The sequence below is a fragment of the Pseudomonas sp. RW407 genome, from assembly GCF_003176655.1.
Classification (GTDB): Bacteria; Pseudomonadota; Gammaproteobacteria; order Pseudomonadales; family Pseudomonadaceae; genus Pseudomonas; species Pseudomonas delhiensis.
On sequence record NZ_QGSL01000088.1, the window covers coordinates 599,786 to 612,571 of the forward strand.

9 protein-coding genes are annotated in these 12,786 nt (G+C 70.5%); 1 reads left to right on the forward strand and 8 read right to left on the reverse strand.

The features are described from left to right. The 4 genes from DK254_RS09235 to pvdM all read right to left on the reverse strand — a co-directional run. Positions 1 to 1,566, reverse strand: a 1,566-nt coding sequence (locus DK254_RS09235; RefSeq protein ID WP_109933964.1) for a cyclic peptide export ABC transporter, incomplete at its 3' end; no start/stop codon positions are given. 129 nt (positions 1,567 to 1,695) lie between these two features. Continuing rightward, positions 1,696 to 2,550 (reverse strand): formylglycine-generating enzyme family protein, encoded by an 855-nt coding sequence (locus DK254_RS09240; RefSeq protein WP_109933538.1) that lies wholly within the window; start codon positions 2,548 to 2,550, stop codon positions 1,696 to 1,698. A 28-nt stretch (positions 2,551 to 2,578) separates the two neighbouring features. Next, on the reverse strand, positions 2,579 to 3,859 hold the full coding sequence (pvdN, locus tag DK254_RS09245) for a pyoverdine-tailoring periplasmic protein PvdN (protein ID WP_109933539.1): 1,281 nt from the start codon (positions 3,857 to 3,859) through the stop codon (positions 2,579 to 2,581). A 19-nt stretch (positions 3,860 to 3,878) separates the two neighbouring features. Next, positions 3,879 to 5,225, reverse strand: a complete 1,347-nt coding sequence (gene pvdM, locus DK254_RS09250) for a pyoverdine-tailoring dipeptidase-like protein PvdM (protein ID WP_109933540.1) — start codon at positions 5,223 to 5,225, stop codon at positions 3,879 to 3,881. Positions 5,226 to 5,397: 172 nt separating this feature from the next. Here pvdM and DK254_RS09255 point away from each other — a divergent pair, with 172 nt between their 5' ends. After that, a complete protein-coding gene (locus DK254_RS09255; RefSeq protein ID WP_109933541.1) occupies positions 5,398 to 7,026 on the forward strand; it encodes a twin-arginine translocation signal domain-containing protein in 1,629 nt (542 codons plus the stop codon). A gap of 269 nt (positions 7,027 to 7,295) precedes the next feature. On the opposite strand, the gene DK254_RS09260 is transcribed toward DK254_RS09255, so the two are convergent. The 4 genes from DK254_RS09260 to DK254_RS09275 all read right to left on the reverse strand — a co-directional run. Beyond that, positions 7,296 to 8,711: an efflux transporter outer membrane subunit gene (locus tag DK254_RS09260; protein WP_109933542.1), complete on the reverse strand. Its 1,416-nt coding sequence runs from the start codon at positions 8,709 to 8,711 to the stop codon at positions 7,296 to 7,298. 11 nt (positions 8,712 to 8,722) lie between these two features. Next, a complete protein-coding gene (locus DK254_RS09265) occupies positions 8,723 to 10,702 on the reverse strand; it encodes a MacB family efflux pump subunit (protein ID WP_109933543.1) in 1,980 nt (659 codons plus the stop codon). Beyond that, complete coding sequence (locus tag DK254_RS09270; protein WP_109933544.1) at positions 10,703 to 11,872, reverse strand: efflux RND transporter periplasmic adaptor subunit; 1,170 nt, start codon at positions 11,870 to 11,872, stop codon at positions 10,703 to 10,705. It abuts the gene before it with no gap. 131 nt (positions 11,873 to 12,003) lie between these two features. After that, on the reverse strand, positions 12,004 to 12,786 hold a 783-nt coding region (locus tag DK254_RS09275), incomplete at its 5' end, for a FecR family protein (RefSeq protein ID WP_109933965.1).

Here is a 12,786-nt window from a genome sequence, read left to right on the forward strand (position 1 = left end):
GACGATGAGCGTCTTGCCCTGGCGCTTCAGGTCGGGCAGCAGCTCGGTATAGAAGATACGGCGGAAGGTCGGGTCCTGGTCGGCGGCCCATTCGTCGAACACCAGGATCGGCCGCTGGTCCAGCCAGGCGTGCACCAGCGCCAGGCGCTTGCGCTGGCCGGTGGAGAGGTCGGTGGTGGTGAAGGCGCCGTCGGCCACCCCGACCTTGTGCCCGATCTCCAGGCGCTCCAGGTAGCGCGCGGCTTCGGCGGGGATGTCGCGCTGGCCGTCCATCAGTTCCTCGAACAGGAAGAAGTCGGCGAAGATAGTAGTGAACAACTGCCGATAGTCGTCGCGGCTGCTGGCCTCGACCACCTTGCCGTTGACCAGCACCTCGCCGTCGTGGGGCGCGTACAGGCCGAGCAACAGCTTGATCAGGGTGGTCTTGCCGCCGCCGTTCTCGCCGACGATGAAGAGCATCTCGCCGGCCTCGATCTTCAGGTTCAGCGGGCCCATGACGAAGGCCGGGTTGTCGCCCACTGCCGGGTAGGTGTAGCGCACGTCGCGCAGTTCCAGGGTGCGCAGCGGCTCGCTGGCCGGCTCCCGGGCGTCGCCTTCGAGCAGCAGGTAGGGCTCGGGGTTGGAGAAGCTGTCGTTCAGTTCGGCGATGCGGCGCAGGGCGATGCGGTTGCGGCTGAGCAGCGGCAGCAGGCCGAGCACGCTTTCCAGCGGGCCCTTCATGAACAGCAGTGTCATGATGAAGCCGCTGAGCACGCTGCGGTCGCTGGTCGGCCACCAGGTCTGCACGGCGAGGGTGGCGCCTATCACCACGAAGAACAGCAGCGAGCCGAAGGTGCTGGCGGCGAGGAAGATGTTCACCGAGCGCACCTGCAGGCGGCAGATGTTGTCGGCGGTCTCGCCCAGCTGGTGGCGGTGCAGGCGCTGCCGGCGCGGGCGGTGGATGCGCAGTTCCTTGGCGCCTTCGGCCATGCCCCGGTAGTGCTTCTGCAGCAGGTCTTCCTGCTCGCGGGCTTCCTCGAAGCCGGCCAGGCCACGGGCGCGGGCGATGTACTGGGCGATGGTGCCGAGGATCACGGCGCCGGCGGCGACCAGGAACATCGGCAGGGAGAGGGTCGCCAGGTAGCCGAGGCAGCCGAGGGTGACGGTCAGCGAGATGATCAGCTGCGGCAGGCCGAAGGCCAGGTCGCTGACGGTATCGATGTCGTGGGTCAGCACCGGGATCAGGCGATGGCTGCGGTAGCGCTCGAGCTGCTCGATGGGCGCCGAGAGCACCCGGCCGCCGAGGTCCTTGCGCAGGCGCGCGATCACCTTCTGGCCGACGTAGTTGGTACCGATGTTCGACAGGATGGAGCTGAGCAGGGCCAGGGCGCAGATGGCGGCGAAGGCGAACATCATGCCCTGGGTCATGCCGCCTTCGGCGTTCAGCACGCGGTTGATGGCGGTGAGCAGGGCGGTGATGCTGATGCCGCCGACCACACCCAGGGCGATGGACAGGGCGAGGACGGCCCAGAAGGGCTTGAGGATACCCAGGAGTTCCCGGGTGGCGCTGCGCTGCGTTGCGGACATGGGGTTACCTCGGCGCGTCGGGGCGCGACGCACGGGATGCGAAGGTTGAAGTGGCGCCCACCCCGGTAACGAGCGCGGGCGCGGGAAAATTAGCCATGGGCGCGGTGGGGGAACCCGCCGGCCGGGCCTTCAGAGCTCGCGGGCGACGCGGAAGCCTATCCAGTCGCCGCGGTCGCTCTTGTAGGCATTGTTGCGGTTGCCCGAGCGGGAGAAGATCGGCGCCTCGCCCCAGTCGTTGCCGCGGATCTGCACCAGCTTGCAGTCGCTGTCGATCCAGGCGCTGCCGTCGCTGGGGGCGCCGTCGTAGTTGTCGTGCCAGCAGTCGGCGACCCACTCGTAGACGTTGCCGTGCATGTCGTACACGCCGAAGGCGTTGGGCGGGAAGCTGCCCGCCGGCGAGGTGAAGTTGTAGCCATCCGCGGCGCCGTAGGTATTGGCATGCTTGGCGATGCTGTACTCCTTGCCCTCGTCGAAGGGGAACGGGAAGGGCCCGGCGCTGCCGGCGCGGGCGGCATATTCGCGCTCGGCTTCGCTGATCATCCGGTAATGCTGGCCGGTCTTCTTCGACAGCCAGGCGGCGTAGCGATTCACGTCCTCATAGTCGACGCACACCGCCGGCTGGCGCGGGCCCTGCTTGTAGCGCGGCTTGCCGGCGATGCATTCGCGGCCGGGGCGGGTGTCGCCGTTGGCCAGGCGCACCCCGGTGGCCTTCAGGTAGGCGTCCAGTTCGGCGGCGGTGACCTGGTAGCGGCTGATGGCGAAGGGCCGGGCGAAGGTCACGGTGTGCAGCGGGCCTTCGTCCGGCTGGCGACCGGTCTCGTCCTCCGGGGTGCCCATGGTGAAGCTGCCGGCGGGCAGCACCACCATCTCGGGGCAGTCCTTGCAATCCTTGAACACGGCGCCCGGCTTGTGAGCTTCGGTGGCGAAGGCGGCGGGGGCGGCCAGGAGCAGGGCGGCCAGGGCCAGGGGCGGTAATGCGTGCATGGCGGTTCTCGTGAAGTGGGAAGTCGGGTCAGGCGAGCTGCGGGGCGAGGATGTCCATCACCCGGTCGATCTGCGCCTCGTCGTTGAGCAGGCTGGGCGCCAGGCGCACCACCGGGCCGACGTCGCGGTCCACGGCGTCGCCGATCACCTTGTGCGCCATCAGGTGCCGGGCCACGGCGTCGCAGTCGCGGCCGTCGACGCGGAAGAAGGTGAAGCCGGCGGAGAGTTCGGGGCTGGCCGGCGTGACCAGGCGCACTTTCGCGTGCTCCGCCAGACGCTGCTTGAGGTAGCCGTTGAGCTGGTGGATGCGCGCCTGGACGTCGGCCTTGCCCAGCTGCAGGTGCAGCTCGAAGGCCTTGCCCAGGGCCAGGCGGTGCTCGAAGGCGTGGTAGCCGCCGGGGGTCATCAGGGTGCCGAAGCTGTCGGCGCGGGTGAAGGTGGGAATGCTCGGCACCAGGTGGTCCTGCAACTGTTCCTCGCGGGCGATGATGACGCCGGTGCCGCGCGGGCCGAACAGCCACTTGTGGGTGCCGGCGATGAAGTAGTCGCAGCCGAAGTCGGCGAAGTTCGCGTCTTCCACGCCGAAGCCGTGCACGCCGTCGACCACGTAGATGATCCGGTCGGCGGCGTCGCGATTGCGGTTGACCTCGGCCACCAGTTGGCCGATCTCGCGCACCGGCAGCTTCACGCCGCTGCCCGACTGCACCCAGGTCATGCCCAGCACCCGCGTCTCAGGACGGATGTTGCTGCGGATGCTGGCGAGGATCTCGTCGGCCGAGGCCCGGTGCGGGTCCTTGAACAGGGGAACCTTGCGCACCTGGGTGCCCATGCGCTGCTGGCGGTATTCCAGGGTGGTGTAGGTGGAATAGTGCTCGTGGACGGTGGTGAGGATTTCCTTGCCCGGCGCCACCAGCAGGCCGCCGTAGATGGCGGCGAGGCCGTCGGTGGTGCTGCCGGTGAGGGCCACCTGCGCCGGCTTGACGCCGAAGTAGCGGCCGGCTTGGGCGCGCACCTCGTCCTCGTATTTCCAGACCTCCTCGCGGTCCCAGTCCACCGCCTCGCCGGGGTTGGCGTTGAAGCGCGCGCGCAGCGCATCTATGGCCTGCTGCACCGGGCGCGGGTGCGAGGCCAGCAGGAAGCTGGCGAAGTGCAGGTAGTCCGGGGCGAGGTCGAATTGCCGGCGCAGGGCCTGCCACTTGTCGTTGCCGGCCGTTTCGGTAGCAGCCAGGGCCAGGTCGGAAGCCTGCAGCAGGGGCAGGCTGGCGGCGAGCAGCCCGGCCTGCTTGAGGAAGGTACGGCGGTCGTTCATGGAATGTCCTTGGCGTGGGTCAGCGGCTGGCGACGGGAGGCTTGGCGCGTTTCTGCACCTCGCCCCATGCGCGCAGGAAGTTGCCGCCCCAGAGCTTGGCGATGTCGGCGTCGGAGTAGCCGCGGGTGATCAGCTCGGCGGTGACGTTGCGGATCTCGCTCTCGTCCTTCCAGCCGTCCAGGCCGCCGCCGTCGTTGAAGTCGGAGCTGATGCCGACGTGGTCGATGCCGACCTTCTTCACCGTGTAGTCGATGGCGTTGACGAAGTCCGCCAGGCCCGCCTTGGGCTCCTCGTCGAGGATGCCGTAGAGGCTGCTGGCGTACTCGCCGAACTTCTTCTCCGGCCAGATGGCGATCACCGGGTCGCCGGGCATCAGGGCGTAGTCCAGGCCGGCCAGCGGCGGCAGGTCGAAGCGCGCGCGCAGGGCGTCGAGCTTCTCCAGGGTGGGCTTGCTCAGCGGGCGCAGGTAGGCCGGGAAACCGACCACCTGGATGACCCCGCCGCTGTCCTTGATCAGCTGCATCTCGTGGTCGCTGAGGTTGCGGCGGATGTCCACCAGGGCGCGCGGCGCCGAGTGCGAGGCGACGATGGGCGCGCGGCTCAGGGCGGCGACCTGCTCCAGGGCCCTGGTCGACATCTGCGAGACGTCGATGACCACCCCCAGGTCGTTGAGCCGCTGCACCGCCTGCTTGCCCAGGGGCGAGAGGCCGCCGAGGGCGTCGGCCGAGTCGTTGAAGAAGGGCAGCGGGCGGGAGGAATCGGACCAGCTGTTGTTGCCCACGTAGTTGAAGCCGAACATGCGCACGCCGCGGGCCGCCCACAGGTCCAGCTGGGACAGGTCGTCGCCCAGCGGGTAGGCGTTGAGCATGCTCATGACGATGGCGAACTTGCCTTCCATGGCCAGGCGGCGGAAATCCTCCGGCGTGTAGGCGATGCCCACCCGCTCGGGGAAGTCGCGGACCATGCCGGTGAGAATCCTGTAGCGGATTTCCTGCTGGTGCCGCGCCTCGTCGACGAAGCCCGGCGTGGGCTTGTGCGGGGCGTCGGGGCCGCTCCACATCTCCGGCCAGCCGAAGATCGCCAGGGCCGCGCCGGACAGGCGGCCGCGCCCGGCCTTGACCAGGTCCAGCTGCGAGGGGCCGTCGCGGTCGGCCTCGTGGCCTTCGGTGCCGAAGTCCAGGGGCACTGTCACCCGGCTGTCGAAGGACAGGATGCGCTCGTGCAGCGCCTCGGCGTGGGCCATCACCTCGTGTGGGTAGGGTTGGGCGCGGACCAGCAGCAGCCAGGCCGCGGCGCCCGCCGCGAGGGCCAGTGCGAGCAGGGGCAGGGTGAGCCAGAGGATCTTTTTCGTGCGGGTGCTAGTCATTGCCGTCCCAGTCAGCGTTGGAGTCGGGTGGCAGCCCGGGGCAGGGCATCGCCTGTGGGGGAGGACGAGGCGTGCGGGCGGAAATTTAGCGCGGCCGCGGCGCTAAATTTGCCCCGGGGCCGACCGTTCTAGCCTCGGTACAGCCTGCTTGGCGACGGACACAGGACGGACGATGACGGTTTCTCGACGCGGTTTCATGGCGGCCCTGGCAGTGACGGGGGCGGCGGCGTTGCCGACGGCGGCTTACTTCGGCTACCGCGAACTGCAGCGCCGCGAGCTGGACGCGCGGGAGCCGGAGACGCCCGGCGAGGCCAGCCTGGAAACCAGCGCCGGCGCCGAGCTGCGCCTGGCCGACCGCCTGCGCGGCATCTGGGACTTGCGCCTGCTCGACGCCGGGCTCGGGTTGCCGGGCCTGCCCGCCGAAGGCCTGCAGCTGATCCTCGACTGCGGCCCCCGCGGGCGCGGGCTGATCGGCTGGCTGGATACCCCCGAGCGCCTGCGCGGCACGGAACCGCCGCGCTACCGGGTGCTGGGCGACCTGGTCGGCGCCAGCTCGGCGAACATCCGCTGGCGCCTTCTGGGCGAGGGCGCGACGCCCAGCCACGAGTGCAGCACCGTGTTCGACGAGGTGTGGGACAACTTCGCCAACGCCGGCGACGGCACCCTCAGCGGCCGCCTCCAGCGCCTGGACCGCGACCTGGCCCTGCCGCAGCAGGACTGCCGCTTCGTCGCCCGCAAGCGCCCCTTTCCCCTGGCCCGCGAGCGCCTGCCGCTCAACGAGGCGCTGCTGGCCTGGCTGGTCTCGCCCCGGCACCGGCTGTTCCACCAGCTCTGGCACGCCTCGCGGGACAAGTGGCACCACCTCGACGAGGCCCAGCGCAACGCCCTGCGCGGCGTGGGCTGGCAGCCCGGGCCGCTGGACGCCGAGCGCGACGCCCGCGGCCGGCACAAGGACCGCAACGCCTCCGGCGTCGACTTCCTGTTCATGCACCGCCGCATGCTGGCCAAGGCCCGTTCGCTGCAGGACCTGCCGTCCTGGACGCGCCTGCCGCCACCGGCGGTGCCGCTGGAATACGACCGCGCCGGCTTCATCCGCTACTTCGAGAACGCCGACGGCTGCTCGGTGCCGCCGGCCTGGGTGGCGCCCGACGATGACGAATACAGCCAGTGGCTGCACGGCCTGAAGAGCGCCGATGCCTACCACGGCAACTTCCAGGTGTGGGAATCGCAGTACCAGGACCCGGCCTACCTGGCGAAGCTGACCCTGGGCCAGTTCGGCTCGGAGCTGGAGCTGGGCATGCACGACTGGCTGCACATGCGCTGGGCCAGCGTGACGCGCGACCCGTCCAACGGCGCGCCGCTGATGACCGACCGCAACTACGCCGACTTCGCGCCGCGCTGGTTCCTGCGCGAGAACGATTTCCTCGGCGACCCCTTCTCGTCCCACGTGAACCCTGTGTTCTGGTGCTTCCACGGCTGGATCGACGACCGCATCGACGACTGGTTCCGCGCCCACGAGCGCTTCCACCCCGGCGAGGTGCGCCGCGCCGAGGTCCAGGGCACCCCCTGGTTCGCCCGTGGCCGCTGGGTGGAGATCGACGACCCCTGGCTGGGCCCGGCCACCCACGGCTGCGGCCTCTCCGACCTGCAGGCGAGCAGCAGCGACGTGGCCCTGGATGTGGAGACCATGAAGCTGGCGCTGCGCGTCATCCTCACCGAGGACGACGAGCGCAAGGGCTGGCTAGAACGCGCACCGCGGCGGCCGTGGTATGCGCGCCATCTCAAGCTGGCGCAGCGCTGAGCGGGGCGTCCGGCGTGGCCGGTGAATCCAAATCGCGGACAGAGTCCGCTCCTACGGGGCTGCAAGGGAAACACCCGTAGGATGGTGTTGAGCGAAGCGAAACCCATCACCGCCACTGCATGGGTTTTGCTCAACTCATCCTACGCCGCCCCCTTGCAACCCGTAGGGCATCGGTGTTCGGGCTAACGGCGGATAACCGCGAACGGTTATTCGCCCTACGGTCGAGCATGGTCGTAGGAGCGGACTCTGTCCGCGATTCGAAGGCCGGATCAGGGGTTGTTGCGCGCCAGGGGCGCGGCGGCGTCCCAGCCGCCCCCCAGGGCCTTGAACAACCCCACTGTCGCCTGCAGGCGGGCCAGGCGCAACTGCACCGCGGCGTCCTGCGCCTGGTAGAGGGTGCGTTGGGTATCCAGCACCGTGAGCAGGGTTTCCGCGCCGGCCTGGTAGCGGCTGTCGGAGAGTTCGAAGGCGCGCTGCGCCTGTTCCAGTTCCTGCTGCTGCCAGTGCAGTTGGCGGTCGATGCCGTCGATGCCGTTGAGCGAGCGCTCGGTGTCGGCGAAGGCGCCGAGGATGGCCTTGCGGTAGTTCTCCAGCAGCTCGCGCTGCAGCGCCAGGCGGCGGTCGCGCTCGGCGCCCAGGCGGCCGTGGTTGAAGATGGGCGCGAGCAGGTTGGCGCCCAGGTCGTAGTAGGAGGTGCGCAGCAGATCGGAGGCGTGGTTGGCGCCGGAGGACAGGTTGGCCGTCAGTGTCAGGCTGGGCAGCATGGCGGCGCGGGCCACCTGCACGTCGGCCTGGGCCGCCGCCAGCTGCGCCTCGGCGCGGGCGATGTCCGGGCGGCGGGTGAGCAGCTCGCTGGGCAGCCCGGCGCCGATCTGTGGCCAGCGCACGCTGTCGAACGGCTGGCCACCCAGTTTCAGGGCCGGCAGCGGTTCGCCGAGCAGGGTGGCCAGGGTGACCTGGGCATCACGTTCCTGCTGCTGCAGCAGTGGCAGCTGGCGCTGCTGGGCGGCGACCAGGCCGCTCTGCTGGGCGACTTCCAGTTCGGTGGCGGAGCCGGCCTCGCGGCGGCTGCGCACCAGGCGCAGGACCTGCTCGGCGTTCTCCAGGTTGAGCCGGGCGATGCGCTGCTGCTCGCGCAGGGCCAGCACCTGCAGGTAGGCGTCGGCGACCCCGGCCACCAGCGTCAGCTCCACGGTGGCGCGTTCGTACTCGCTGGCCTTGAGGCTCTGCAGCGCGCTGCGGTAGGCGGCGCGGCGGCCGCCCCAGAAGTCCAACTCGTAGCTGGCGCTGAGGCTGGCGGTGAAGGTGTCCACCGCCTCGTTGTCCTCGCTGGCGTCGATGCCGCTGTAGCCGGCGCCGTGCAGCAGTTTCTCGCGCCCGGCGCCCAGTTGCGCATTGACCTCCGGCAGCAGCGGCGCGCCGGCGATCACCGCGCTGGCGCGGGCCTGGTCGACGCGGGCGATGGCCGCGGCCAGGTCCTGGCTGTTGGCCAGGGCGCGGGCGACCAGGCCGTCCAGCTCGTGGGCGCCGAAGCGCGTCCACCAGCGCTGCAGCTCGCCGCGGCGGGTATCGCCGGCACCGTACTGCCAGGCGGGCGGGGTGGTTATGCCGCTGTCGAGGGATTGCGGGGCGCCGGCGCAGGCGCCCAGCAGCAGGCAGGCGGGCAATAGGCTCAGGGCTTTCATCGGGAAATCCGTCATTGGCTGGCCAGGGCGGCCACCGGGTCGAGGCGGGCGGCCTTGCGCGCCGGCATGAAGCCGAACACCAGGCCGGTGCCCAGGGCGCAGGCGAAGGCGCCGAGGATGGTCGCCGGGGAGAAGGCCACCGCCACCTTGGCCAGCAGCAGCGCGCCGCCGATGCCCAGGGCGATGCCGACGCCGGCCAGGCCGCCGACCACCGAGAGCAGCGTGGCCTCGGTGAGGAACTGGCGCAGGATGTCGCTCTGCCGCGCGCCGGTGGCCATGCGGATGCCGATCTCGCGGGTACGTTCGCGCACGGTCATCAGCATCACGTTCATCACCCCGATGCCGCCCACCAGCAGGGAGATGGCGGCGATGGAGCCGAGCATCAGCGACAGGGTGTTCTGGGTGTGCGCCTCGGCCTGGATCAGCGCGGCGTTGTTGGTCAGCTCGTAGTCGCGCTGGCCACGGTGCAGGCGTTGCATCAGGCGGTCGATGGCCTTTTCCGTCTCGTGCACGCGGCGCGCGTCGGCGGCGGCGATGATCACGTATTCCGGGTTGCGCGTGCCGAACAGGCGGATGCTGGCAGCGGAGTAGGGCACGGCGATGCGGTTGTCGGCGTCCTGGTCGCCGGAGCTGGAGCCCTTGGCCTGCAGTACGCCCACCACCTGGAAGGGCACGTTCTCGATGAGGATGTAGCGGCCGATCGGGCTGGCGGCGCCGAACAGCTTCTCGCGCACCTTGGCGCCGATCACCGCGACCGTGGCGGCGTTGGCCTCGTCGCGCTCGGTGAAGTAGCTGCCTTCGCTCACCGGCCAGTTGAGGATGGCCGGGAAGTCGGTGTTGTTGCCGCCGACGTAGGCGTGGTAGTCGAGGCTGCCGTGGCGCACCACCAGCTCGCCGCCGTTCACCGGCATGACCTTCTTCACCTGGGGCAGGGTGGCGATGGCCGCGACGTCGTCCAGGGTGACGACGCCCATGGGCGTGCGCGGGTTCGGCGAGTAGCCGCTGAGGTAGATGATGTTGGAGCCGAAGGCGCCCATCTGCGCCATCACCTGGCGCTTGCTGCCTTCGCCCACGGCGAGCATCACCACCACCGAGGCCACGCCGATGACGATGCCCAGCAGGGTGAGGGCGGTGCGGAAGCGGTTCAGCCACATCACCCGCCAGGCCGCGCGGATCGCCTCCAGCAGCTCGGCGCGCCAGGCCCCGGCGGGTTCGGCGCTGCCCTGCAGCAGGCGCTCGCGCAGTTCCTCGGCGCGCAGGCCGGGGGTGGCCGGGTGCGCTGGCGCGCCATTGGCGCTGTCGCTGACGATCTCGCCGTCGAGCACCTCGATGACGCGCTTGGCGCGGGCGGCGACGTCGCGGTCGTGGGTGATCAGGATGACCACGTGGCCCAGGGCGGCCAGCTCGTCGAGCAGCGCCATGACCTCGGCGCCGCTGTGGCTGTCCAGGGCGCCGGTGGGTTCGTCGGCGAGGATGATGTGGCCGCCGTTCATCAATGCGCGGGCGATGGACACCCGCTGCTGCTGGCCGCCGGAAAGCTGCTGCGGGCGGTTGCCGGTGCGCTCGCCCAGGCCCAGGCGCTCCAGCAGCTGGCGCGCGCGGCCGTGGCGCTGCAGGGCCGGGATGCCGGCGTAGATGGCCGGCATCTCGACGTTCTCCTGGGCCGAGGCCGAGGGGATCAGGTGGTAGCCCTGGAACACGAAGCCGAAGGCCTCGCGGCGCAGCCAGGCCTGCTCGTCGCTGTCCAGCTCGGCGACGTCGCGCCCGGCGAACAGGTAGCGGCCGCTGCTGGGGCGGTCGAGGCAGCCGAGGATGTTCATCAGCGTCGACTTGCCGGAGCCGGAGGCGCCGACGATGGCGACGAACTCGCCGGGATGGATGCTCAGGGAAATGCCGCGCAGCACCTCGACCTCGGGGCTGCCGTCGCCGCCGTAGCGCTTGCGTACGTCGCGCAGTTCGATCAGCGGGACGTCCTGGAGGGTTTCGTTCATTCAGCCCTCGCCATTGTCCGGGGCGGCCATCAGCAGGCGTTCGCCTTCCTTGAGGCCGGACAGCACCTGGACGTGCAGGCGGTCGCTGATGCCGGTCTCGACCTTGCGGCTCTCCGGCTTGCCGTTGCGCCCCACCACCCAGACGTGGCGGCCGCCGTTGCCGTCCTCGTGCAGCGCGGCCACGGGGGCGGTGAGGGTGCCCTGGGCGGTGGCGGCGACGAAGAACACCTGGGCGGTCATCTCCGCCATCAACTGGTGGTCGCTGTTGTCCACGTCCACCAGCACCGTGTACAGCACCACCCGGCCGCTGCCGCTGGAACCGCTGGCGGAGCCGCTGCTGGTGCTTTCCTGGTTGTTCGGGTCCAGCGGCTTGGGCGGCACCGGGAGGATCTGCCGCACCGTGCCGCTCCAGCGCCGCTGCTCGCCGGCGAGGGTGGTGAAGTAGGCCGGCATGCCCGGCTTGACGCGGCCGATGTCGGCCTCGGAGACCTGGGCCCAGACGGTCATCGGCGACAGCTTGGCGATGCGCAGGATCAGCGGCGTCTGCTGCTGGGCGTTGAGCGTCTGGCCCTCGCGGGCATCCACCGCCACCACGGTGCCGGACATGGGCGCATAGATGCGCGTGTAGCCCAGCTCGGCCTCGTCGCTGCGCAGGGTGGCCTTGGCCTGGTGGATCTGCGCCTGGTACATGTCTATGCGCGCCTGGGTCGCCTGCACCTGCGCGTAGGCGGTCTGCACGTCTTCCTCGCGGGTGGCGCTGGCGGCGGCCAGGCGCTGCTGGCGCTGGTACTGCTGGCGCGCCAGCAGGTGCTGGGCGCGCTGCTCGGCCAGCTGCGCCTTGAGCACTTCGATGGAGTAGCGGCCGGCGTCGACCCGCGCCTGCTGGGTGGAGGGGTCTATCTCCACCAGCAACTGGCCTTCCTTGACCTCGTCGCCGGGTTCCACGTGCAGCTTGAGGATCTGCCCCGAGGCCTGGGCGCCAACGTCCACGTAGCGCCGCGGCTGCAGGGTGCCCAGCGCGGTGACGCTGCTTTCGATGTCGCCGCGGGCGACCGGGGCGGTGACCAGGCCGTCGGTGCCGGGGAGGAACTGCCAGGCGGCGACGGCGAGCAGGGAGGTGAGGAAGGCTGCGACCAGCAGCGCGCGACCAGTACGGCGGGGGCGTTTCATTCAGGGTTCCGGCCAGGGCTTGGGAGGCCTGCCGCCGCGGGGGCGCGGCCAGGCATGCACTTTCGGGAAGACGAATGATGCCCGGGGAAATTTAGCGCCGGTAGGGGTGGCGGAGCTTTATCCGCACGCTGTTACAACTGCGCGTAGCGGCTGCTGATGCGGATGCTGCCGTTGTCCTGGCGCTGCAGCTCGACCGGCAGCACCCGGGGCAGGGCGTTGACCAGTTCCTGCAGGTTGCGCGTGCGGTAGGTGCCGCCGATGCGCAGGCTGGCGACCGCCTGGTCGGCCAGCACCAGCGGGGCGTCCAGGTAGCGGTTGATCAGCGGCAGGGCGGCGGCCAGCGACAGGTCGTCGAGCACCAGGCGGCCGTCGCGCCAGGCCAGCACCTGGGCGGGGTCGGCGCTGGCCACCAGCGGCTGCAGCATGCCGGCGCGGTAGCTGGCCTGCATGCCGGGGGTGAGGCTGCTGTCGTTGCCGTCCTTCCCGCTGCGCACCCGCACCGAGCCTTCGGTGACGGTCACGGTGACCTGGTCCTGGTACTTCCACACGTCGAAGCGCGTGCCGGTGACGGTGATGGTGCCCCTGGCGGCGCGCACCACGAAGGGGTGGCTGGCGTCGTGGCTGACGTGGAAGTAGGCCTCGCCCTGGTCCAGCACCACCTGGCGCATGTCGCGGAAGTTGGCGTAGGTCAGGTGGGTATTGAGGTTCAGCTCGACCTCGCTGCCATCGGGCAGGACCACTTTGCGCAGGGTGGCGTCGGCCTGGTAGCGGTGGTAGCTGTCCGGCACCCAGCCCTGCAGCCAGCCCAGGTAGCCGGCGGCCGGCAGCACCAGCAGGGCGAGGGCGGCGGCGCGCAGTTGCTTGCGCCAGGAGCGCCGGCGGCGCACTGCCTGTGCCGGCGGGCGGGGCAGCGG